The following is a 21,936-nucleotide window of genomic DNA, read 5'->3' on the forward strand; positions in this document are numbered from 1 at the left end:
ATGATGATGAAAACCAGTTTGATGGGAAAATGTTTGAAACAATTCTTGACCAATCTCAAGACAAAACATACTAAGTTGCCAACTTTAGTAATCATGCCTTTTCGCAGCCGGTCCATCGTTGCCTCCGTCCTCTTGCTCGCCTCTGTCGGACAAGCCTGCGCCTGCGGCCTCGCGTGGTCCCCCAATCCGGCGGATGCCCTGCTTTCCGCCAAACTCACCAACCGTCTGGCGATAGTCGTTTTCACAGGATCCGATTGGAGCCGCAGCACTGCACAACTCGACCAGGAAGTGTTGATGAATGTGGAGTTCACCGATTTCGCCACCCGCCATTTCGCCTTGGCCAATGCGGATTTCCCGCAACGCAATCTCCCGGCCAAGGAACTGCTGGCGGAAAACACCGAATTCGCCAGCCGCCACAAGATCACCAAATGGCCGACGCTGCTTGCGATCCGTCCTGATGGCTCCGAGTTCGGCAGAATCGAATACGGTGGCGAGAATGCCTTCGATCTGTTGAAACGGCTGGAAGAATGGCAGGCGCGGTATCAGACGGAATCGAGCTCCGTCAGAATTTTCGTCGAGTGATCCGTACACGGCGGATGGACAAGCCATCCGCCCCCGCTTCGTTCTCCACATTTTTATTCCACCGGCATTCGTCCGGAGAATCCCCCTCCCCAGCCGACCGCCCGTTCGCGGAGGCTGCCCGAACCAAGGAGAGATCCAGCCCACCTGCGGCAGATCCCAGCTCCCTTCTTCCTTCGCGCCCACCCCGTGACAAGGCGGCGTATCCAGGCCCCACCGTGGCCATATCCATCAAGAAACCTGATACCTTATGAAATTCAAATCACCCGATCCCCGCCTGCTCACAGCAGCTCTCAGCTATCTTCTTCTCACCGGTGCCCAAGCGGTGCAGAAACATGAAATCTGGTTGCTCGACCAGACCAACACCTACGACTCCGACGGAAACGGCACCCTCGACAGCGGCGGTCATCTCTACCTTTACAATGGCGACGATTTCGCCGGCACAGGCGTGCCGAATCCCGTGCCGCAGAAAATCGATCTGGGCGGCACCATCGCCACCAATGTGAAAACCACCACCGGCGAGGCTCCGGTGCGCCCGCACTACATCAGCTTCAATCCCACCGGCACCCACGCGGTCATCACCTTCGTCGCGACCGGACATGTCCTCATCATCGAGGCCGCCACCCGCAACGTGGTTTACAGCGTGGATGTGGGAGTCCAGGCACACGCGGCGAATGTATCACCGACGAACGACTACATCCTCGTAGCCAACCAGAATGGCAAGCTGGTGCAGCGCATCGATGCCAATTTCGGCACCAACACCTTCGCCCTCGACAGCACCGCCACGCTGGATCTCGCGAACGGCGTCACTCCCACAGGAGCACCACGCCAGGGCACCGAACGTCCGGACAACGCCGCGGTCATCACCTATCCGGACCAACGTGATGGCAACCTCGCCTTCATCACCCTCCGCGGCGGCGGTGGCTTCGTGGTCAATCCCCGCTCCACTCCCATCGAGATCGTGGGTGAATTCTCCAAGGACACCATCGAGCCTGCCGGTCTCATCGCCGTGCAGAAAGGCCCGAAACTCTACTTCAACTCCGGCGGTGGAGGCGCTTCCACGCTTGGCCACCAAGGGGTGCTCTACACGCTCGATTGGGACGCGTTTTCACCCGCTCCGGCAACGCCGAAGCCGGCCGACACTCCCACTCCCACCGTCGTTTTCGATTTCGGAGCACTTCCTCCGGGTGCGGCCACGGAAACGCGCTCCAGCCCGGTCACGGATTCCCACGGCATCCAGTTCAGCAAGCCGAACGCGGACTATCTCTGGGCGGTCGATCGGGCGGACAACAAGATCATCGTGGTGAATCCCACCACCGACCAGATCGTCAACCGCATCAATCTAGTGAGCCGCGCCACCGGAGATCCGACTCCCGACCTCGTGCGCTTCTCTCCTGATGGAACCCGCGCCTATGCCTCCCTGCGGGGTCCCGTGCCTCTCAGCGGAAACAACGCGACGGTGAACAACGCGAAGGGCTCCACTCCCGGTCTCGGCATCTTCCACGTCACCGACAACGGCCTGAACGCGAAACTCCAACACGTGATCCGCACCTCGTTCCGGAATGCCGCAGGCGCGGAAGTGTCCGATCCGCACGGCATCCATGTCCGCACCTTCGAAGTCCCGTAAGCGGATACCTGATCAAAACTCCACACCCCACCCACATGAAATTCCATCCAATCATCTCCGCCCTGGCCCTTGTCTCCGTCACGCAGGTGCATGGAGCGATCGTCCAATACACGGATCGCCCCAGCTTCCTCGCCGCGCTCACCCATGCGCCCGTTTCCACGGACTTTTCAACACTCGTTCCGGGTGATCTCACCAGCACTTCCCTCACCTTGTTTGGCGACAACGCGGCCGCCACCCTGCTCATCGAAACGCGCGACGTCGCCAATACTTTCGCAGGGAACAATCTGTGGCTGTCTGATACCGGCGATCTGAACACCGCCCTCGGAGCGTCCACCACCTACAGCGACCAGCTCCGCATCAGCAAGGTCGGCGGATTTTACACCATCGGTGCCGACTGGTTCCTCGGGGACATCGAGGACAATTACCTCCCCGGCTCGGTCGTCCTGACATTCAGCGACAACAGCACCTACACTGTCACCAGTGGTTCACAGGCGGGTTCGTTCCGAGGATTCATCTCGGATTCGCCTCTCGCGTCCGTGCTCGTCTCATCGTCGGATCCGACGAATGTGGCGGGCTGGGCGACCATCGACAATCTCGTCACCATCCCCGAACCCTCCGCCTTCATCCTGGGCGGCATCGCGGCGCTCGGTACGATGGCCCGCCGGCGCAGGGCATTCTGAATTTGAAACGGGCACCGCCAGGCAATCCGTCTGGCGGTGCTTTTCTCCCCACCATTTCCATCATGAAATTTTTCCTGCCATGGGTGCTTGCTGTCGGCATCATCTCGCAGATCAGCGACGCGAAAGATGAGACCGCTCGCACGTTCCAAGTGCTGGGCGTGGTGAAGAAACTCAAGCCGGAGATCCGCACCGCCGTCATCGATCACGAGGAGATACCCGGCTACATGGACGCCATGACGATGTCCCTCGAAGTGCGCGACATCGCCGAGTTCAACGGTATCAAGGCGGGAGACAAGATCGCTTTCCGCATGAATGTCACGGAAGACGACGGCTGGATCGATCAACTCAAACTGGTATCCGCCGCTCGAACTTCCGACGAACCCGCAGCGGCCCCCTCTCCTCTCATCCCCATCGCCGCTGGTGAGAACCTGCCAGACGCTGAACTCGTCGACGAACAGGGCCAACCATTCAAACTTTCCGACCATCAGGGCCAGGCCATCGCCGTCACCTTCATCTACACCCGCTGCCCCTTTCCCACCTTCTGCCCGCGCATCAACACTCATTTCCGGGAAGCCCAGACATTCCTCAAAAACGACCCTGCGGCGCCGAAGAACTGGCGGCTCCTTTCCATCACCATCGATCCCGGACACGACACTCCGGAGGTTCTATCCAGCTTCGCCAAAACTCAAGGGGCCGATCCCTCGCACTGGAAATTCGCCACAGGCACACTCCGGAACATCACCCGGCTCACCGTCCAAAGCGGGCTCAATTTCTGGGATGACCGTGGCCTCATCCAGCACAATCTGCGCACCCTCGTTGCCGATCCCTCCGGGCGTGTGACCAAGGTTTTCGCGGAAGACGAACTTTCTTCAAAAGCGCTTTCAGAAGAATTGATCAAGGCGGCGAAGAAGGAAACGTGTGCGTGCTCGGAAAAGATACCATGATGCACCGTTTTGGATAAGTCGAAGCTCCGGACGAGCCCCTCGACGACGATTAGACATCCCAAGCGGTGTGACGCCAACGTTTCCCACCGCACTCAATGAGCGGATCAACTCATCGCCCGCCGTCGGACCTTACTTTTCTTCAGGCTTCGCAGCAGACTTTTCGTCCTTCACTGGTTTCTCTTCCTTGGCTGCTTCCTTTGCCGGGACGTAGATCAATCCACCGCCGTTGATGCAGAAACGCTTGTCAGTCGGAGTGTCGAAACCTTCTCCCTCGAAGACATGCCCGAGGTGTCCCTCGCATTTCGCGCAGATTACTTCGATGCGTGTCATGCCCAGCGTGGTATCCCTTTTGAGCGTGACGTTCTCGGCTTTGGCCGGATCGTAAAAGGAAGGCCACCCGCAGCCCGAATCGAATTTCTGATCGGAAGAGAAAAGCAGCGCGTTGCAACCGGCGCAGTGGTAGGTCCCCTTCCCCTGATGTTTGAACTCCTTGTAAACCTCGCCGTTGGCGCGCTCGGTGCCGGCCTCGCGCAGGATGCGGTATTGCTCGGGGGTGAGTTCTTTTTTCCACTCCTCGTCGGTCTTGACGACCTTTCCACCCGGCTCGGCCGGAATCTCGGTTTTGGTTTCCATGACTGGGGTCTTGTTGTCCTCCGCCGAACAGGCGGTGAGCGTGATTGAAAACAGGAGGGCGGTGAGCGAACGGATGGGGTTCATGACGGTTGGAACACTGAAACGTAAACCTGTTCCGTTCTTTCGCAACAATATCAGGCAAACTGTTCCACCAGCACCGCCTTCGTGTAGTCGCGGTTCATGCGTGCGATGTGATCCACGCTGATTTCCTTCGGGCAGGCGGCCTCGCACTCGTATTGGTTGGTACAGTTGCCGAAGCCTTCGGAATCCATCTGGCGCACCATGGCGAGCACCCGTTTGTTGCGCTCCGGCTGGCCTTGCGGCAGATGACCGAGGTGGGAGACCTTCGCCGCCACGAAAAGCATCGCGGAACCGTTCTTGCATGAGGCCACACAGGCGCCGCAACCGATGCAGGCTGCTGCGTCGAACGCCGTGTCCGCATCCTTTTTCGGGATCGGAGTGGCGTTCGCATCCACCGCGGAACCTGTCCGCACGTCGATGTAGCCGCCCGAGGCGACGATGCGGTCGAACGAGGTGCGATCCACGATGAGGTCGCGGATGACCGGAAAAGGATTGGCGCGGAACGGTTCGATCCAGATGGTGTCACCTTCGGAAAACTTGCGCATGTGGACCTGGCAGGTGGTGATGCCACGCTCCTTGCCGTGCGGTATTCCATTGATGGTCAACGAACACATGCCACAGATTCCCTCACGGCAGTCGTGGTCGAAGTGGATCGGCTCGTCGCCCTTTTCAATGATCCGCTCGTTGACGATGTCGAGCATTTCAAGGAACGAGGCTTCGGACGGGATGTCCTTCGCATCGTAGGTCTCGATCTTGCCCTGAGCCTTGGGCCCGGACTGCCGCCAAACTTTGAGTGTCAGATTCATGGGAATTTGCTACGATTTGCAGTGAAACCGACGGATGCCACCGCGTTCACTTCGCGACGAGAGTAAATGGCTTTGCGTGACGGGCTAGGAGAAAAATCAAGTTTCGCGAGGCAGGCGGCCAATTCCATTCACGTGGGACATGAAAATGTCGCTCGAAATTTTTTTGTCATATAATTAAAAAATCAGTTGACCACAAATCCAGATCGTGCTTATTTTCCCGCGTCGCGACACAAGGCGGTCCGATTGAGTTTCCCTTTGGGTTTTGGGTTTTTCCCGGGGATTATCGATCGGGCCGCTTCTTTTTTGCCCGGAGCAGGTTGCTCTTGGATATCCGGACCATTCCGGTAAGCAAGCAGGATGAAATCCAGCCGTGTCCCCGCATTCACCACCTGGCTGGTGCTGGCGTTTTTTTATCTGCCCATCGGGGTGTTGATCCTGAATTCGTTCAATGCCTCACGGTTTGGAACCACATGGCAGGGATTCACCCTGAAGTGGTATGAACGGCTGCTGGAACGCCAGGACCTGTGGACCGCCTTGGGGAATTCCCTGAAGATCGCGGCTTTCGCGAGCATCGGCTCGATGATCCTGGGAACGTGCGCGGCCTTCGCCCTGCATCGTTTCCGCTCGCGATTGCAGATCGCACACCAGGCTCTCGTGACCGTTCCGCTGGTGCTGCCCGAAATACTGATGGGAATGAGCCTGCTGCTGCTGTTCGTGTCCGTCGGCCAACCGCTCGGCCTGTTGACCGTGGGAGTGGCGCACATCACGTTTTGCGTCAGCTACGTGGCGTTGGTCGTCCAGGCGCGGCTGCAGGATTTTGATTTCCAGATCGTCGATGCGGCTCGGGATCTCGGGGCGTCGCGCTTCCAAGCCTTCCTGAAGATCGTTCTTCCCCTGCTGGCACCGGGAATCCTCGCAGGCGGTCTGCTGGCATTCACGCTTTCCATCGACGATTTCGTGGTGACTTTTTTCGTCAAGGGTCCCGGCTCCGACACACTGCCGGTGGTGATCTACAGCATGATCAAGAAAAGCCGCGAGTTCCCGGTCATCAACGCGCTGAGCTCGCTGCTGCTGGTGGTGACATTCCTCACCGTATGGGGGTCGCAACGTCTGACCCGGAAGTAATTTGGAGCCGGGAATACATCATCCCACATGCGTGGGGAAGAGCGACTAAGGCAGCCTCACCACCCCCAGATCAATTTTCCCTGCTCCAGCCTGCTGGCTGGGATGCCGACCCGGATTCACATCGGACGTGATCCCATTTGCGGAAACCAGCGGGGACCTGGTTGGCCGGCAAGACCCTTCGTGAGGAATGAATTCCGCGCTCCAATTGTTTCAGCGCTGCTTTACCTTGTTCTGCGCCTCCAGCGCCCGGGCGATGGCACCGAACACCAGGATGGCCGCGATGATGCCATAGAAGACGAAGATCATCACCTTTTTATCGGCGGTGAAGCCATAGGTGTGCAGTCCGGTGTTGAGGAAATTCACGTGCCACCACGAGAAGGCCACCACCGCACCGGTGAAGACGGAGGCGAAGTGCAGGCCCCAATCCCTGATGTAGCCGCCGAGACGGGCGTGCAGGATGGCAAGCGTCCACAGCACGATCATGAGCGCGCCGTTTTCCTTTGGATCCCAGCCCCAGAAGCGGCCCCACGAGTCGTTCGCCCAGATGCCGCCCAGTACCGTGCCGACGAGCGAGAGGAACAACGTCAGGCAGATCATGCCATATACCGCACGGGTGAACGAGCGGCGGATGTCGCGGTCGCCATTGTCCAGGTCCAGCCCGCGCATCAGCAGGTAGCAGAATGACAGGAACGCGCTGAGCAGTCCCGCCGCGTAGCCGAGGGTGATGGTGAGCACGTGGATGGTCAGCCAGTAGTTGGAATCGAGCACCGCCACGAGCGGGTCCATGTTGTCCTTCGCATCCCCCACCTCGTAGCGGCGGGCGAGGATGATGAGCAATGTCCCGAGAATCGGCGCGATGCCGAGCGCGAAACGGCGGCGGGTCAACCACTCGATGAGCAGGGCGATGAAAACGGTGGTGGCGGCGATGAAGATGATGGTGTCATACAGATTTCCCACCGGCGGACGCTGCATGATGATGCAGCGTTTCACGATGGGAATGATGCAGTAGACAAGACCCGTGACCGTGGCCGCGAGAGTGCCCCAATAGAGGACTTTTCCAGCCTTGCCGTTCCCCACCGTCCACATCGCCAACGACACCACGGTCCCCAGGATGAAATAGATCATCGCGTAGAGGAACCAGTTCATGCGGTAATACTCCGCCTCCAATTTGACATGTTCATGTTCCCCGCGTGCCGTCGCACGCTTTTCAAGGGTGTCCCGGAACGTGGTGAGTTCCTTTCGGAAGCTCGCCTCATCAACCGCGAGGGAGCGGACGGTTCCTTCCAGCAACTGGATGTCGGCGATGGCCTGCTGCGGATCGGCCTTCGGATCCGCGATAGCGCTCATGATCGTGTTCCCGGCGCTCAGCCAGATGGCTTCCTTCGGATCGGCGGGAGGCAGGATGAAAAGGCCGTATTTCGCGAAATTCGCGGCGTCGATGACCTGTTGCAACAGCGACTGGAGGCGGGGCTCCATCTGGTGGCCGTGAGCCTGGGACTGGGAAATTTCCTGGCGGATCTGCGGGAGTCCCGCCATCACGGTGCTGATATTCGCATGCTGGTCCGGCGCGCCGTCCTTGCCGGAGCCTTTCAAGACCAAGCCATAGCGGGCGAAACCGAAATATCCCAACAGGCTTTCGTAGTTCCGGATCTGGTAGGCAAGGGCGATGGTCTGCTTGTGCACGCTGTCGCGCTTGTCATCGGCGATCATCTCGTATTTTTTCGCCAGCTCGATGAGTTTCTCACGGCCCGGTTCGATGTCGTCGTAACTGTAGCGGTCGCGCTTGTCGCCCGTCTTGAGACCCACCGCTTCGAGGATGGAGGAATTGTCGATGCGGAAGGTCGGCAGCTTGACGGCGAACTGCGGGCGGAACAGCGTGTCCATCATCCATGCCGTGGGTGTGATCGAATGCTTCTTCCCCTTCTCATCCTGAACCACCATCGAGCGGGCGCCGTGCAGGCTGAGCATGGAGAATCCCGCGTAGGTGGAAAGAGGCTTGATACGGCCGCCATCCTGCAACGGGATGCTTTCCGCTACCTCGATCGTCTGCGGGTCCCATGAGGTGTAGCCCTCGATCTTGCGGGCCTCCGCCTGGGGCATGTTGTCCTTCACGACGTTGTAAAACACCGCGGATAACAAAAGCAACGCGAGTCCGGCGGCGATCCAGCGGCCGATTTTGGATGGAGGATTAGACATGGCTTTTCTTGCGTGAACCACCGGAGAGGAAAGAGACGAATTTCATGACAAAAGTGACCGCCATGCCGATGGCGACGATCCAGAGACTGTAGACCGGCCACTGGTCGGCGGGGTTTCTGACGACTTCGAAACTCGAATACATCTTGTCGCCCGGCTTGGCGTCGCGGGGGCCGTAGCCGGCTTGGAAAAACGTGAGACCTTCGTAGCGCATCGGCTCGTTCATCTGGATGGTGACCTTCGCCTCGCCACCGTTTTCCAGGCGGGTGACCTTGCTGATGAACTTGGAAGCCATCATGGTGCCGGGGTGGAAGTCCGCGGTGAACTCGTCCAGCCTCAGAGTGAACGGCATGGGCCACAGCCGCTTGTGGATGTCGATCGTGAAGATCCTCCCCTCCCGCTGGTAGGTGAACGGCTTGTAGCTCGCGGCGGCCAGGATGAAAGGTGGCACCTTCGTGCCATCACGGTTGACGATGTTCGCCAGGACACCGGGAGTATAGTTTTCAGCCTCTTCCGGTTTTGCGAGTTTCGGTTTCTCCGCCAGGTAATAGCCGTCGAAAACCTGCTGGTTCCGGTCCGGGGCACGCTCTCCCGCGGAAATGGGAACCACGTTCGCCTGATAACCGCCGAGCTCGATATCGAACGGCAGCTCCGGCAGACGGAAGAGACGCTTGTCCTGCTCAAGATCCGTAAGGTCCTTGCCACGGATGACGTGGATCTTGGCGGCCCCGCCGTCCTTGATCTCCGTGATCTCGACGACATGCTCGTAATAGTCCTCCGCCACGCTGTTCTGGCCCTCCTGCCAGATCACCATGTTTCCTCGTTCCGAGAAATGATAGGTGACGCCAGCGCCAATGAGCATGAAGATGATGCCGAAGTGGGCGATGAGATTTCCCACGTGTTTCCAACCCTTGCGGATGCGGACGACGCCGCCGAGAATAAGATTCACCAGGAGAACCGCACACATCCAGTAGCCGCCGGGCAGCGGCAGCGGGACCATTTTCCCGTTCAGCTCGGGCAGGATGAAAATCGATTTCCAATCCGTGGCGAAGTATTTGTTCAGCGTGACGTAAAGCCCGTGCTCCACCTGTTCCAGCGTGGCGAACCACGTGAGCAGCGCGAGCAGGAGCAGGGTGATGGTGGCGAGGCCGAAGCCGGAGAGCACATCGAAAATTTTCCCCGGAAGGGATCTGGATGCCTTGTTCGGCGGCGGCGTTTCGGTGATTTCCATGATAAAAAGCGGATCGAAATACGGAATTCCAAGGGCGGATCATTCAGCCATGCGCAGGCTCCTGGCGAAAGCTTCCAGCACGGGTTTGGCGGCCTCCACCTCCGCCTTGGGCCCGACCATCTTCACCGTGAGGATCTGGCCGTTCACCGTCGCGATGGCTCCGGCGAGGCCATACCCGCTTTTCGGTGGAGCACCCATGCCACCCGCATATTCTCCCGAGGCGGTGATCCAGACTCCCGTCCCGCCGGCGAGGGTCACTGCGGGCAGTTGCTTCACACCCTCCTCGTCCAGCGGCTTCTCGCCGAACTGGGCGAGCCAGCGGTTCGCATTGTCCAGCACGCTGCCGGACGACAGGGACACCCAGGTCTCACCCGTGCCGCTCTCGCCGAAACGATAGTTCAGGATCCGGAACTGGGTGCCGGGCAGCGCGAGCCAACCGGCAGGGGTGTCTGCCTTGACCGGGCTGGGCTTGGTATCGCGGAAACGCTCGTCACTGGTGGCGAAGAGTTTCGGATTCGCGTCGCGAGCCACGGGTTCGCGGGTTTCCGTGACGGTGACTTCCGTCTTCTTTTCGCATCCGGAGAACATCACGACACTGGCAAGCAGGCAGGCGACACGGTGTTTCATGCCGAAGGGGCGTAAGGCCGCCCACGGGCCCGTGCAAGGCGGAAGTGACGATGGAAATGGAAGTTTCCGCTTAAAAATCAAAGTATGTGGCCGGGATGAAAAATATGGAATATTCCATCATCCACCTCCTCGAACACACAATTTCCATCCCGGTTTTGGATTTCCACGAGCCGCCACACTTGCGGCGGACCCACATCGCGGTTACATGCGCTGTGTGGAAGCCATCCGCTATTATAACCGTCATTCAGGAAATATAGAGACCGAACAAGTTTACGGGGAGGGATTCCTGCGCTGGTCTTATGGAAACCCGCTGGGCGCCATCTCCCTGAACGCTTTCGTCAAACGTCCTTTCTTCTCGAAATGGTACGGACAACGGATGAGCGCTCCGGAGTCCTCCGCCCGGGTGCTGCCATTCATCAAACAATACGGACTGGATCCGGCGGATTTCGCCGACGCTCCGGAGAGCTACCGCAGCTTCAACGAATTTTTCTTCCGCAAGCTCAAGCCCGAGGCGCGCCCGATTGATGCCGACGAGAACAGTGTCGTCTTTCCGGCGGACGGGCGGCATCTGGGATTCCAGAAGGCATCCGGGATCTCGGGGGTGTTCGTGAAGGGCCAGAAATTCGACCTCCCGTCGTTGCTGGGCGACGCGAAGCTGGCGGCGAAATACGCGGAAGGCGCGCTGGTGCTCTCGCGGCTCTGTCCGGTGGACTACCACCGGTTCCACTTCCCTGTGGCCGGAATTCCTGGCGAGACACGGTTGATCGAAGGGCCTCTTTTTTCAGTCAACCCCATCGCACTGAGACAGAAACTTTCCTATCTCTGGACCAACAAGCGCACGGTCACGGAACTGCGGACGGAAAAGTTTGGAACCGTCATCTGCATGGAGATCGGCGCGACCTGCGTGGGCAGCATCCATCAAACCTACACCCCTGGACGCCCTGTCCGAAAGGGCGGGGAAAAAGGCTATTTCGCTTTCGGCGGATCATCCACCATCACGCTTTTCGAACCCGGATCGGTGGTTCTGGAGGAGGATCTGGTGGAGAATTCCGCAAAACAGACGGAACTCTACGCGCGTATCGGCACCCGGATGGGCCGCTTCGCTTGACCTCCGGGGAAAAGCACCCACCATCCGGTTCTCCCCAATGCAGCACCACTTGAAGAATCTCGAAGAGCACGCCCGCGAAGCCCTCAAGCCCGCTCTGGAAGGCCACCTCTCGCCTGCCGAGAAAATCGCTCTCTACAAGCGCTTCATCAAGACCGAGGAACACCGCATCCTGTTGCTTCACCGTTCCGGTGCGGGTGGTTTGGAAGTCGCGCGGGCCCGGGCCGAACTCATCGACACCTTCATCCGCTCGACGATGCTGGCGTCCCTCAACAGCCGCCAATCCGGCGACATGCTGCCGATCTCGCTCGTCGCCACCGGTGGATACGGCCGCGGCACGCTGAACCCCGGATCGGACATCGACATCCTGTTTCTCCTGCCCCGCGCATCGACCAAGCTGCCAGAGGCACCACGCGAACTGGTGCAGGAAATCCTCTACCTGCTCTGGGATGTGGGCTTCAAGGTCGGCCACGCCTGCCGGTCCATCACCGAGTGCGTCGAACAGGCGCGGGCGGACCAGGAAAACAAAACAGCCCTGATGGACGCACGGCTGATCGCGGGTGATGTCGAGCTTTTCGAGCAATTCCAGAGCCGCTTCGAGAAGGAATGCATCCGCAAGGGTCAGGCGGAGTTTTTCGAGATCCGCCGCCAGGACCTCCGGGAAAGGCACAAGAAATACTCCCACACGGTTTTCCTCCAGGAGCCGAACGTGAAGGAAAGCTGCGGCGGGCTGCGCGATTTCCACAACATCCTGTGGGTCGCCCGGGTGAAACGTGGCAGCACCGACCTGTCCACGCTCGTCGAGGACCGCATCATCACGGCGAACACGCGCAACGAACTGGAAGCCGCTCACGATTTCCTCCACCGCGTCCGCAACGAACTGCATTACCATAACAAAAAAGCGACGGACCAGCTCACCCTCCAGCTCCAGGGCGTGGTCGCCACCGCCTTCCAATACCCGCAGAAGGACATCCTGCGGCGCGTCGAGGCCTTCATGCGCGACTACTACCGCCACACGCGCCACCTCTACCAGCACACGAACTCGCTGATGGAGACCTTCCAGATCGAACAGGAAACCCGCGCGGAGTCCGGGTTCCGGTCGTTCCTCACCTTCCGGCAGAAAAACCGCGAGGAATTCGACGGCTTCATCGCAAGGGACGGCCGCCTGTTCCCCTCCAGCCAGGACATTTTCAGCGACGATCCGCACCGCCTGATGCGGCTTTTCCAACATTGCCAGTTGCGGAATCTCGAACTCAGCCCGCAGATCCGCCGGCTGATCGCGAACCACTGGAGCGACATCGACCGGCCCTTCCGCTACTCGAAGACGAACCGCCAGATTTTCCAAGGAATCCTGGAACGCAAGGGCGAGGTCGCCCGCATCCTGCGGCTCATGCACCGCGTGGGCATTCTGGGGAGATATCTGCCGGAGTTCGGAGCGCTGGACTGCCTCGTGCAGCACGAATTCTTCCACCGCTACACCGCGGACGAACACACGCTGCGCTGCGTGGACCAGCTCGACCAACTGGTCGCCGAGACGGAACCACGCCGGGAGATCTACCGCCGGCTTTTCCACGAAATCCAGGATCCCTACGCGCTCTACCTTGCTGTCATCCTGCATGACACGGGCCGCGCGGAGAACGTCCGCGAACACATCGATGGTTCCGCGATGCTGGCGTCCCGCTTGTGCAACCGGTTGCAGATCCAAGGGGAGCGCCGCACCCTCATCATGTTCCTGGTGGACAACCACCTCACCTTCTGGCGCACGGCGACGACCCGGAATCTCGACGACCCGGAAGTCATCGGCGAGTTCGCGAAAATCGTCAAGACCCCTGCCAACCTCGACGCGTTGTTCCTTTTCACCTTCGCCGACTCGAACGGCACCTCGCCCGACGGCTGGAACGGATGGAAAGAGAGCCTCATGCTCCAACTCCACACCGCCACCCATCACTACCTCAAGGCGGGTCACGAAAATTACTCGCTCAAGCTGCTGGCCGACCGCACCGCACTCCAGGACGAGGTCATTTCCATGATGCGGGAGGACTATCACCCGGACGTCAGACGCCATTTCGAGCTAATGCCGCCCGCCGCCTTCCACTACCGCCAGGCGGCGCACATCGTCACCCAGGTCCGCACCGTCCGTCACTTCCTCCACCGGGAGACCGAAAAATCCGATCCCCTCGCCTCCTGCATCAAGTGGATCGACCACACGGACAAGGGCTACACCGAACTGGTGCTCGCCACCCGTGACAAGCCGCTGCTTCTGGAAAAAGTCTGCTGCGCGCTGGCCTCCGAGCAGATCAACATCCTCTCCGCCGATCTCTTCACCCGTGAGGACGGCATCGTCGTGAACATCTTCCGCGTCTGCACCACGAACTTCGAACCGGTCTCCGCGAACTCCACGCGCAAGCGCTTCCTCGACACCTTCGAGGCCATCCTCGTCGCCGACAGCTACGACCCGGAAAAATTCCTCCGGCGCAAGGTGAACTTCCTCAAGCCCCGCTCCGACCACGGCATCAAGGTGCCCGTCCGAGCCTACGTCACGAACTCGCTGCACCCCACCTGTACCGCCGTGGAAATCCAGGGCCTCGACCGCATCGGCCTGCTGCACGACCTCTTCCACACCATCAACCACCACGGTCTCAACACCGCGCACGCCCGCATCTGCACGGAAAAAGGCGTGGCGATGGACACGCTCTACATCACGACAGCCGATGGACGGAAGATCGAGGACCCGGAACTGTTGAAGCAACTGGAGACGGAGTTTTCCGCACTTGTTTCCCGACCTGAGACATCGGGCTGAAGCAATAAAACTTAACAAAACTGAAATAATTTCCAAATTCCGCAAGATTCTGCTTGGCAAGTGGCCGTGGTTCTTGCAATTTCCGCGCCCGCCCGTCTCCGGGCAACGTAAAAGAGCTTCAATATCATGGCCGTATCTCTCCGTCTCAACCGCAAGGGCACCAAAGACCGCCCTTACTATAAAATCGTTGCCGTTGACAGCCGCAAGCGCCGCGATGGCCGCTTCATCGAGCAAATCGGCACCTACGATCCGCTTCTCGAAGGTGTCAACTACACCATCGACCTCGCGATCGCCGACAAGTGGCTCGCCGTTGGTGCCAAGCCTTCCGAAACCGTCAACAGCATGATCCGCAAGGCTCGCACCGCTGCTGCCGCTTCCGCTTGATCTGACTTTCAGAACTTTTCCAACAACCGCGTCTCAGGAGAGACGCGGTTGTTTTTTCGTGTCCGGATCCGGACTCCTCAAGTAGTGGCGATCTCCGAATCGCCCCCGTCCATGGAAAAGCCAATGAACCGTGCGGAAGCTCTTCCCATTGCCACCCCATGGGCTGCGGCGGATCGGAGTCCGCAACTCCTTGTTCCCCCGAAATCCGGTGAACCGCTTGAAAACAGAATCAACTTCTGGCAAACGATCCAGCATCCGACGTTGATGAGCCAGAACGACTATCTCTCCCGCATCGCGGCCGTCCGCGCCACGAAGTCGTCACGGACCTCTCAGGAAGCCTACGATCAAGTGGACCGGATGGCGAAATCGACCGTTGGCGGGTTTGTGACGAAAGCTGCCGACACCCCGCCAGATGGCCGCAAGCAACAGAAAAAAACGTGAACGGACGTTGAAAATTCCAAGCATGACCGGGCACAAACTACCCGTATGTCAGCTTGGCATGGGGTTTGATAAGGACATCATGCGCACACCATCACCCGATCCATGAAAACCCGACTCATTCTCGTTTCCCTCTTCGCCGCGATTTCCCACAGCTTCGCCGCCGATGCCAATCCGCTCGCCGGGCATGACTTTTTCTACGCCGGTGAGGCGAAGACCCAGGACATGTATCTCGTCAAAAAAGGCGAGATCGTCTGGAGTTTCCACAACCCCGGCAGCCGTGGCGAGATCAGCGACGCGGTGCTGATGTCGAACGGCAGCGTGCTTTTCGCCCACCAATACGGCATCACCCTCATCAACTCGGAGAAAAAGGTCCTCTGGAAATATGAGGCCCCGGAGGGATGCGAAACCCACACCGCCCAGCCGATCGGCAAGGAGCGTGTCGTATTCATCCAGAACGGCCCGGAGCCCAAGTGCGTCGTCGTCAACATCGTGACGGGAAAAACCGAGCGCGAGTTCCCACTCCCTGTCGGCAATCCGAAGGGCACGCACGGGCAGTTCCGCCACGCCAGCCTCACGGCCGCGGGGACGTTGCTCGTCGCCCACATGGACAATGGCAAGGTGTCCGAGTATGATGACCACGGCAAGGAAGTGTGGACGGCGAAGTTCCCCACCGGCCCCTGGGCGGCGAAACGCCTGGCGAACGGCAACACCCTCATCACCTCCACCAAGCTGGTGCGCGAGATCACCACCACGGGCGAGACGGTGTGGGAATGCACCGCCGAGGACTTCCCGGGGCACGACATCAAGGGCTTCCAGATCGCCAACCGCCTGCCGAACGGCAACACCCTCGTGAACAACTGGGTGAACTCGTGGGACGGCCCCATCGACTTCGCCACCGCTCCGGCGCAGGCGTTCGAACTCACTCCGGACAAGAAAATCGTGTGGACGTTGAAGTCATGGAACGGGGACAAGAACCTCGGCCCCTCCACGACGATCCAACTGCTCGACAAGCCCGGCGCGCCGGAAGACGCTCACTTCGGCGAATTCCGCTGAAAGTGAACATGCAGCCCGTTTCCTTCGAACAATTCATGGCGCGTGCGCTGCACGATCCACAGCACGGCTACTACGCACGCCGTATCTCCGGCGTGGGACGGCGCGGGGATTTCACCACCGCGCCGATGCTCTCGGACGCCCCCGCCCGCGCCATCGCCACGTGGGCGGTGCGGGCGATGAAGGAAACCGGCTGCCGTGATCTCATCGAGGTCGGCCCGGGAGAAGGCAGGCTTGCGGCGGACGTTCTCCGGCATCTGCCTTGGCAGGTGCGCTGGAAAACCCGCTTCCACCTCGTGGAGACGTCAGTCCCCCTCGCCGCCCGCCAGCAGGAATTGCTGGGAAGCCGGGTCAGACATCATCGGACGATTCAAGAAGCGCTCGCCGTTTGCGGAGGAAACGCGGTCATTTACTCGAACGAGCTAGTGGACGCGTTTCCTGTCCGCCGGTTTCAGAAAAACGGACCAGACTGGCAGGAAATGGCCGTCGCGTTCGACGAGCGGAAGCGTCCCGTCGAATCCCTGCTTCCCCCTTCCCCGCTGCCGGATTCTTCGGGCTTCCGGGAAAACCACCCGCCCGGCCAGCAGATCGAGGTTCATGACTCCTACCACCGCCATCTCGCGGAGTGGATGCCCGGGTGGAAATCCGGGCGATTGCTGACCATCGACTACGGAGATATTTCCCGCACGCTTTACCACCGCCGTCCGCGTGGCAGCGTCCGGGCCTACCTGCACCACCAGCTCATCCAGGGCACGGGAGTCTATGAAAACGCGGGACACCAGGATCTGACTGCGGACGTGAATTTCACCGATCTCATCGAGTGGTCGCGGCCATGGGTCGATGACCACCAGCTCCTGACATTCCATGAATTTTTGAAAAGCGCGGACTGCGGCGATTCACAGTTGATCGATCCGGACGGTGCGGGAAATGCCTTCCTCGTGCTGGACCAGAAACGTGCGGAGGGTTGATTCGCTGATCAACCGGGATGGACCGGAGCACCGCCCTCCTTCTGGCGGAAAAGTGATTTCAACCAGCCCTTGAACGCGGCGAATCCACGTGCGACCGCGTGATCGCGCACTCCGTGGAGTTTCAAATGCTCCACCACACGCTCCTCATGTCCGCGATAACGCGGCAGGAAAAGCAGCAGCTTCTGCTCCTCTGGCTCGTCGGTGCGATGGATCAGTGATGGGGAAAACAAGCCTTTCTCCACATGGCGGCGTCCGTCCGGGAGTGGCACGGTCCGCTCGTCCAGCACGCACCACCGGCGGTAACGGAACACCATCGAACCATCACCCAGCAGCACCACACGTCCTCCGGTCCGCGGTGGCAGACCCGCCACGCGGCCGAGCGTGAACGCGTGTGGCTGCTCGGGAGTGGCGGATTTCCGCGCCCGCCACGGCAGGAGAATGTCCGTCGCATAACGCGCGCCGAAGATCGCGAAACGCATCGCCGCCGGAGCCAGCCATGCCGCCAGCAGGATGATCCCGACACACAGCGCCGCCGCGAGCCAGGGCGCGATGAAATACATCACGCCCACCAACGCCAGCACGGCGGTCCTCGCCAGTTTCAGCAACGCATCCAGCGTCGAGAAGGGAGACAGGATGATCAGCACGTTGATCGCGTGGCTGCACACCCACACCACGAGAAAGGCCACCACCGCCGCCGGAATCATCAGCCAGGAGACATCCAGCATGGCAAAGCCCGGGCCAGCCACCCATGCCGCCGGCACAGCCACCCGTCCGGCCTCCATGTGCTTCGCCATTTCGTGGGCCACCAGCGGCACGAAGGCGCTGCTCGCGACCAAGGCGCTCAGCTTGTTTTCAAAAAGCTCCACCATGTCGAACGGCTTCTTCAGCAATCCGGGAACCGCGGTGCCCAGCGAATCCTTGAGAAAACACAGGGAGAGCAGCGCGAAACCGGTTCCCCAAGCCCAGGGTTGGGCATACCACGGCAGCTTCGCCCTGTGTTCCGCCGGTGTATGCCAGTAACGCCACACCCCCACCGAACTCACGCCGAGCAACGGGGAAATCGCCACACCCGTGATTTCCGTGATACCCTGGCTGAGCGCCACGCCCGGCACGAGCTCGGCTTTCGGCACCGTCGGCACGGGTTCTTCCGCGGCCCGGACACCGGATGCGAAAAGCAGCAGACAGATCAAAGCACGGAAAAAATTCATGCGGCACCCGTAACAGCTGCCGTTGCTTCTGTCCACATTCCAAGAGGCGGCCCCCGCGCCACAGTGACCGGGTCAAGGAGTCACAAGTGCGACGTCTTCGCGCGCTTTTTCGATCCTGGCAGACAATGATTCACCCGGCACCAACTGTCATTTTTCATTCATTTCAAACGAATTATATCCATCAAAAACCATCTCGCACGCTTCCTGCGACAAGAGATGACGTAACAACGAACTCAACACATGAACTTCACCCAACGCTATCAGCCCACCCGCACCTGGTTCAACGAATTCGACCGTCTGTTCGACCGCAGCGCCTTCAACGCGCCGCGTGAAACCTTTCACGAAACCGAGAATGCCTGGGTGCTCCGCATCGATCTTCCGGGCTATGCCAAGGAAGACATCCAACTCTCGCTTACCGACGACATCCTCGAACTCACCGCCGAGACATCGCCCGAAACGGCCTTCGGTGGAAAACTCGTCCGCCGGTGGAAACTCGGCGGGGATGTGGACGGAGCCAACACCAACGCCCGCCTCGATAACGGCGTGCTGGAACTGACACTTCCGAAAAAGCCGAAGGCGGTCCCCCAGCCCACCAACATCGAGATCCAATCTTCCAACAACTGAACCAATCCATCATCATGAGCAACTGCCAATGCCCCACCGAAACCGCCGCCGTCCGTCCGCAATTCCGCACCCGCGAGGATGAGAACGGAGCCACCCTGCAAATCGCCCTTCCCGGCGTGCGCAAGGAAGACATCAACCTCACCTTACATGAATCCAGTCTCCGCATCGACGCCACCCGTGGCGACACGGTGCCGGAAGATTGGAAAACACACCGCGACACCGGAGCCGTCCAACGCTACGGCCTCGACATCCGCCTGACCAACCGGCTCGACGGGACCAAGACCACGGCCACCATCGATGCGGGAGTCCTCACGCTGCAAGTCCCGCTGCGCGAGGAATCCAAGCCTCGTCAGATCGCGGTAAACTGATTTTCCTGGGTGGTTAATTGATGGGAACCGGCTTGCAGGTCAGCGCGTGCGCGCTCTCCGGCAGGCCGGTTTTTCCGTGCCGGAACTGAGGATCACCGTTCCAACAAGAAACCGGCGGAATCGAAGCGGGGGGAGCTTGCGATTCACGCCGGTTTTTCTCAGCGGGGGGAGTTGGGGGGATCGTTACTTGCTTGCTTGGGGGGAAGGTTGCCCGCGGCGACGGAAGTAGATTTATCTGATTCCCGGCCATTCCACCAGCGCGTGATCGCGTATACGTGATCACGGAAACCGCTTTCCTCAAATCGACGCAGAAAGACATATGCAAGTTTCTTGCAAATTGATGATGGCAGTTCCAAGTTCGCGGCGTGCGCGGCTCACCACTCATCCGTTTTTTTCTTCTCGCTCTCGCCCTGGCGGCGACAGCGGCGGGACTTGCCCGGGTGACTTCTTCCCGAAGTGGTCCGGTTCCGACGGAATCCTCCGCTCCGGTAGCTAAACCGGAGAAGACCAAAAATGCGGCTCCGTTCCGCTTGGTTCTTTCCGCTCCCGCGACGGAGGTGGTGTTGAGCGCTACCAACGAGATCCGCACCGGTGCGGCAGGCGGCGGCGTTTCCGGGACTCTGGAAATCGATCCAGCCAATCCAGCCGTTTCCCTCTCCGTCCGATGGAAAAATCCTCCCGCGCCGGGTGAACACCGCTTTGCGAAACTCACGCTTGAAGCCGCAGGACAGGACACCTTCAACCACGTGTTCGATGCCGGTGGCGATATTGATGATTTCCTGGAACTCCCGATCGCAAAATGAGTGATACCCACCACGATTGCTGCGCCCACCACGGCCAACATCATGAGTTGGTCATCGACCGGCTCACGGTGAGCTATCGCCGCGTCCTGGCTTTGGAAAAAGTCTCGCTTGCCACCTCATGCGGAAACCGCGTGGCGCTGATCGGACCAAACGGTGCCGGCAAGAGCACGCTGCTCAAGGCCATCGCCGGGCTGGTCCCGCGCGAGAGCGGTACGATCCGCTGGCGGGGTACGGCGGTGAAAAAGTGGTCCCGGGAATTCGCCTACCTGCCCCAGCGTGAGGAGGTTGACTGGTCGTTCCCGATCACCGTCCGGGGTCTGGTGGAAATGGGCCGCTATCCCCAGACCGGATGGTGGAGAAAATTTTCCTCGGAAGATACCGCAGCCGTGGACAGGGCCCTGGAATCCCTCGCCCTGACAGGACTCCAGCACCGCCAGATCCGCGAGCTTTCCGGTGGCCAGCAGCAGCGGGCGTTCCTCGCGAGGGCGCTGGCGCAGGAAGCGCACGTGCTCTTGCTGGACGAGCCTTTCACCGGACTCGACCGAAATGCCTCGCAGCTTCTCGGTGATCTCTTGAACAAGCTCGCGCACGAAGGCCGTCTCGTCATCGCCTCGCATCACGACCTGAACACGGTACCTCGCCTGTTTGACGAAGCCCTGGTGCTCGCCACCCGGCCGCTGGCATTCGGCCCGGTTGGAGAAGTCCTGACACCGGAACTCATCGAGCACACGTTCCATCAACCCGCCCCCGGCGCCTGAAATCATGGATTTCGAACTGCTGACCAATCCATTCTATCAACGCGCGCTCGCTACGGCGGGGTTCATCGGCTTCGCCAACGGCTTCTTCAGCGGCTTTGTGGTGCTGCGTCGGGACGCTCTCTCCGTCTCCGCTCTCTCGCACACCATGCTGCCGGGCATCGCGCTGGGGATTTTTCTCACAGGAGCGCTCAGCCAATGGAACGCGTTTCTCGGAGCCATGTTCGCGGCCCTGCTCGTCGGCCTCGGTTCGGTGGCGGTCGCGCGTGGGAAACGTGTCCAGCAGGGCACCGCGCTCGCCGTGCTCTACACCGCAGCCTTCGCGGCGGGCATCGCCCTTCTGCCCAAGCTCGACACCCGACAGGAGTTGGAACACTGGCTCTTCGGAGACATCATCGCCGTGGGAAATGCGGACATCTGGATCGCATTCGGCATCGGAGCCTTCACCCTGCTCATCACGAATCTGCTGATGCGCCCCATCTTGCTGACACTCTTCGAGCCGAATGTGGCGGCGGCACAGGGCGTGCCGGTCCGGTTCATCCAGTATCTGGTTTTCGGACTGCTGGTCCTGGCGCTGGTCTCCTCCCTGCAGGCCGTTGGCTGTGTGCTTTCCGTCGGGCTTCTGGTGACCCCCGCCGCGACGGTTTCGCTGCTCACCGACCGCACGTCCTCGCTGTTCTGGGGTGGCGGACTCATCGGCGGGTTCGGTTCGGTGGCGGCGGTGTTATTTTCAGGCAACTTCGGAATCGCCCCGGGACCGGCGATCGTGATCGTGCTGGGACTGCTTTTCGTCGCGGCCTATTTGTTCAGTCCGAAGTACGGGCTCTTCGCTCCGAAGCGGCACTGATTCCCTGTCAGTGGCTTGAAATGGTAAGGACGGAGCGGCTTTCTCCCCAAATACTTC

Annotated in this window: 22 protein-coding genes; 16 read left to right on the forward strand and 6 right to left on the reverse strand. The window is 60.1% G+C overall.

Annotation, left to right across the window (positions count from 1 at the left end):
* Positions 1–93 precede the first annotated feature (93 nt).
* The 4 genes from JIN84_RS18985 (at position 94) to JIN84_RS19000 (ending at position 3,830) form a co-directional block, all read left to right on the forward strand.
* The gene (locus JIN84_RS18985; RefSeq protein WP_200352647.1) at positions 94–582 is read left to right on the forward strand and encodes a hypothetical protein; all 489 of its coding nucleotides are present in this window, start codon (positions 94–96) and stop codon (positions 580–582) included.
* A 247-nt stretch (positions 583–829) separates the two neighbouring features.
* Positions 830–2,206: a YncE family protein gene (locus tag JIN84_RS18990; protein WP_200352648.1), complete on the forward strand. Its 1,377-nt coding sequence runs from the start codon at positions 830–832 to the stop codon at positions 2,204–2,206.
* Positions 2,207–2,241: 35 nt separating this feature from the next.
* Positions 2,242–2,886 carry a PEP-CTERM sorting domain-containing protein gene (locus JIN84_RS18995; protein WP_200352649.1) on the forward strand — a complete coding sequence of 215 codons (645 nt, stop codon included), beginning with the start codon at positions 2,242–2,244 and terminating at the stop codon, positions 2,884–2,886.
* Between the two features lie 62 nt (positions 2,887–2,948).
* Entirely contained in the window at positions 2,949–3,830 is an 882-nt protein-coding gene (locus tag JIN84_RS19000; protein WP_200352650.1) for an SCO family protein, read from the forward strand.
* A 129-nt stretch (positions 3,831–3,959) separates the two neighbouring features.
* On the opposite strand, the gene msrB is transcribed toward JIN84_RS19000, so the two are convergent.
* Positions 3,960–4,547, reverse strand: a complete 588-nt coding sequence (gene msrB, locus JIN84_RS19005; protein ID WP_234043568.1) for a peptide-methionine (R)-S-oxide reductase MsrB — start codon at positions 4,545–4,547, stop codon at positions 3,960–3,962.
* 50 nt (positions 4,548–4,597) lie between these two features.
* Positions 4,598–5,350: a succinate dehydrogenase/fumarate reductase iron-sulfur subunit gene (locus tag JIN84_RS19010; RefSeq protein ID WP_234043569.1), complete on the reverse strand. Its 753-nt coding sequence runs from the start codon at positions 5,348–5,350 to the stop codon at positions 4,598–4,600.
* A 357-nt stretch (positions 5,351–5,707) separates the two neighbouring features.
* On the opposite strand from JIN84_RS19010, the gene JIN84_RS19015 reads away from it, so the two are divergent.
* Entirely contained in the window at positions 5,708–6,475 is a 768-nt protein-coding gene (locus JIN84_RS19015) for an ABC transporter permease (protein WP_200352651.1), read from the forward strand.
* Between the two features lie 210 nt (positions 6,476–6,685).
* On the opposite strand, the gene JIN84_RS19020 is transcribed toward JIN84_RS19015, so the two are convergent.
* The 3 genes from JIN84_RS19020 to JIN84_RS19030 are packed head-to-tail and all read right to left on the reverse strand — an operon-like array spanning position 6,686 to position 10,526.
* Positions 6,686–8,671 carry a cytochrome c biogenesis protein gene (locus tag JIN84_RS19020; protein ID WP_200352652.1) on the reverse strand — a complete coding sequence of 662 codons (1,986 nt, stop codon included), beginning with the start codon at positions 8,669–8,671 and terminating at the stop codon, positions 6,686–6,688.
* Entirely contained in the window at positions 8,664–9,899 is a 1,236-nt protein-coding gene (locus JIN84_RS19025; protein WP_200352653.1) for a cytochrome c biogenesis ResB family protein, read from the reverse strand. The genes JIN84_RS19020 and JIN84_RS19025 overlap by 8 nt, the downstream gene beginning before the upstream one ends.
* 39 nt (positions 9,900–9,938) lie before the next feature.
* On the reverse strand, positions 9,939–10,526 hold the full coding sequence (locus tag JIN84_RS19030; RefSeq protein ID WP_200352654.1) for a hypothetical protein: 588 nt from the start codon (positions 10,524–10,526) through the stop codon (positions 9,939–9,941).
* Between the two features lie 214 nt (positions 10,527–10,740).
* Here JIN84_RS19030 and JIN84_RS19035 point away from each other — a divergent pair, with 214 nt between their 5' ends.
* From JIN84_RS19035 to JIN84_RS19060, 6 genes are all read left to right on the forward strand, one after another.
* Positions 10,741–11,634, forward strand: a complete 894-nt coding sequence (locus JIN84_RS19035) for a phosphatidylserine decarboxylase (RefSeq protein ID WP_200352958.1) — start codon at positions 10,741–10,743, stop codon at positions 11,632–11,634.
* Between the two features lie 37 nt (positions 11,635–11,671).
* Positions 11,672–14,431, forward strand: a complete 2,760-nt coding sequence (gene glnD, locus JIN84_RS19040) for a [protein-PII] uridylyltransferase (protein ID WP_200352655.1) — start codon at positions 11,672–11,674, stop codon at positions 14,429–14,431.
* Positions 14,432–14,557: 126 nt separating this feature from the next.
* Positions 14,558–14,815 carry a 30S ribosomal protein S16 gene (rpsP, locus tag JIN84_RS19045; RefSeq protein ID WP_200352656.1) on the forward strand — a complete coding sequence of 86 codons (258 nt, stop codon included), beginning with the start codon at positions 14,558–14,560 and terminating at the stop codon, positions 14,813–14,815.
* Between the two features lie 111 nt (positions 14,816–14,926).
* The gene (locus JIN84_RS19050) at positions 14,927–15,256 is read left to right on the forward strand and encodes a hypothetical protein (RefSeq protein WP_200352657.1); all 330 of its coding nucleotides are present in this window, start codon (positions 14,927–14,929) and stop codon (positions 15,254–15,256) included.
* A 102-nt stretch (positions 15,257–15,358) separates the two neighbouring features.
* Positions 15,359–16,309 carry a PQQ-like beta-propeller repeat protein gene (locus tag JIN84_RS19055; RefSeq protein ID WP_200352658.1) on the forward strand — a complete coding sequence of 317 codons (951 nt, stop codon included), beginning with the start codon at positions 15,359–15,361 and terminating at the stop codon, positions 16,307–16,309.
* An 8-nt stretch (positions 16,310–16,317) separates the two neighbouring features.
* Complete coding sequence (locus JIN84_RS19060; RefSeq protein WP_200352659.1) at positions 16,318–17,274, forward strand: SAM-dependent methyltransferase; 957 nt, start codon at positions 16,318–16,320, stop codon at positions 17,272–17,274.
* Positions 17,275–17,282: 8 nt separating this feature from the next.
* Here the strand turns inward: JIN84_RS19060 and JIN84_RS19065 are convergent, their stop codons facing one another.
* Complete coding sequence (locus tag JIN84_RS19065; RefSeq protein ID WP_200352660.1) at positions 17,283–18,482, reverse strand: hypothetical protein; 1,200 nt, start codon at positions 18,480–18,482, stop codon at positions 17,283–17,285.
* A 240-nt stretch (positions 18,483–18,722) separates the two neighbouring features.
* On the opposite strand from JIN84_RS19065, the gene JIN84_RS19070 reads away from it, so the two are divergent.
* The 5 genes from JIN84_RS19070 to JIN84_RS19090 all read left to right on the forward strand — a co-directional run bounded on the left by JIN84_RS19070 (position 18,723) and on the right by JIN84_RS19090 (position 21,879).
* The gene (locus tag JIN84_RS19070; protein ID WP_200352661.1) at positions 18,723–19,106 is read left to right on the forward strand and encodes an Hsp20/alpha crystallin family protein; all 384 of its coding nucleotides are present in this window, start codon (positions 18,723–18,725) and stop codon (positions 19,104–19,106) included.
* Between the two features lie 14 nt (positions 19,107–19,120).
* The gene (locus JIN84_RS19075) at positions 19,121–19,474 is read left to right on the forward strand and encodes an Hsp20/alpha crystallin family protein (protein WP_200352662.1); all 354 of its coding nucleotides are present in this window, start codon (positions 19,121–19,123) and stop codon (positions 19,472–19,474) included.
* Between the two features lie 365 nt (positions 19,475–19,839).
* The gene (locus tag JIN84_RS19080) at positions 19,840–20,277 is read left to right on the forward strand and encodes a hypothetical protein (protein ID WP_200352663.1); all 438 of its coding nucleotides are present in this window, start codon (positions 19,840–19,842) and stop codon (positions 20,275–20,277) included.
* A complete protein-coding gene (locus tag JIN84_RS19085; RefSeq protein ID WP_200352664.1) occupies positions 20,274–21,035 on the forward strand; it encodes a metal ABC transporter ATP-binding protein in 762 nt (253 codons plus the stop codon). The genes JIN84_RS19080 and JIN84_RS19085 overlap by 4 nt, the downstream gene beginning before the upstream one ends.
* Positions 21,036–21,039: 4 nt before the next feature.
* Positions 21,040–21,879 carry a metal ABC transporter permease gene (locus JIN84_RS19090; protein WP_200352665.1) on the forward strand — a complete coding sequence of 280 codons (840 nt, stop codon included), beginning with the start codon at positions 21,040–21,042 and terminating at the stop codon, positions 21,877–21,879.
* Positions 21,880–21,936: the final 57 nt, after the last annotated feature.

This window comes from Luteolibacter yonseiensis, from assembly GCF_016595465.1.
Lineage (GTDB): Bacteria > Verrucomicrobiota > Verrucomicrobiia > Verrucomicrobiales > Akkermansiaceae > Luteolibacter > Luteolibacter yonseiensis.

Bases quoted from the DNA above. Each gene is read 5' to 3' on its own strand.
- JIN84_RS18990 (WP_200352648.1), top strand. From the start codon at position 830: ATGAAATTCAAATCACCCGATCCCCGCCTGCTCACAGCAGCTCTCAGC.
- JIN84_RS19050 (WP_200352657.1), top strand. From the start codon at position 14,927: ATGGAAAAGCCAATGAACCGTGCGGAAGCTCTTCCCATTGCCACCCCA.
- JIN84_RS19010 (WP_234043569.1), bottom strand. From the start codon at position 5,350: ATGAATCTGACACTCAAAGTTTGGCGGCAGTCCGGGCCCAAGGCTCAG.
- JIN84_RS19070 (WP_200352661.1), top strand. From the start codon at position 18,723: ATGAACTTCACCCAACGCTATCAGCCCACCCGCACCTGGTTCAACGAA.
- msrB (WP_234043568.1), bottom strand. From the start codon at position 4,547: ATGAACCCCATCCGTTCGCTCACCGCCCTCCTGTTTTCAATCACGCTC.
- JIN84_RS19055 (WP_200352658.1), top strand. From the start codon at position 15,359: ATGAAAACCCGACTCATTCTCGTTTCCCTCTTCGCCGCGATTTCCCAC.
- JIN84_RS19090 (WP_200352665.1), top strand. From the start codon at position 21,040: ATGGATTTCGAACTGCTGACCAATCCATTCTATCAACGCGCGCTCGCT.
- JIN84_RS19030 (WP_200352654.1), bottom strand. From the start codon at position 10,526: ATGAAACACCGTGTCGCCTGCCTGCTTGCCAGTGTCGTGATGTTCTCC.
- JIN84_RS19075 (WP_200352662.1), top strand. From the start codon at position 19,121: ATGAGCAACTGCCAATGCCCCACCGAAACCGCCGCCGTCCGTCCGCAA.
- JIN84_RS19000 (WP_200352650.1), top strand. From the start codon at position 2,949: ATGAAATTTTTCCTGCCATGGGTGCTTGCTGTCGGCATCATCTCGCAG.
- rpsP (WP_200352656.1), top strand. From the start codon at position 14,558: ATGGCCGTATCTCTCCGTCTCAACCGCAAGGGCACCAAAGACCGCCCT.
- JIN84_RS19025 (WP_200352653.1), bottom strand. From the start codon at position 9,899: ATGGAAATCACCGAAACGCCGCCGCCGAACAAGGCATCCAGATCCCTT.
- JIN84_RS19060 (WP_200352659.1), top strand. From the start codon at position 16,318: ATGCAGCCCGTTTCCTTCGAACAATTCATGGCGCGTGCGCTGCACGAT.
- JIN84_RS19015 (WP_200352651.1), top strand. From the start codon at position 5,708: ATGAAATCCAGCCGTGTCCCCGCATTCACCACCTGGCTGGTGCTGGCG.
- JIN84_RS19085 (WP_200352664.1), top strand. From the start codon at position 20,274: ATGAGTGATACCCACCACGATTGCTGCGCCCACCACGGCCAACATCAT.
- JIN84_RS18985 (WP_200352647.1), top strand. From the start codon at position 94: ATGCCTTTTCGCAGCCGGTCCATCGTTGCCTCCGTCCTCTTGCTCGCC.
- glnD (WP_200352655.1), top strand. From the start codon at position 11,672: ATGCAGCACCACTTGAAGAATCTCGAAGAGCACGCCCGCGAAGCCCTC.
- JIN84_RS19020 (WP_200352652.1), bottom strand. From the start codon at position 8,671: ATGTCTAATCCTCCATCCAAAATCGGCCGCTGGATCGCCGCCGGACTC.
- JIN84_RS18995 (WP_200352649.1), top strand. From the start codon at position 2,242: ATGAAATTCCATCCAATCATCTCCGCCCTGGCCCTTGTCTCCGTCACG.
- JIN84_RS19065 (WP_200352660.1), bottom strand. From the start codon at position 18,482: ATGAATTTTTTCCGTGCTTTGATCTGTCTGCTGCTTTTCGCATCCGGT.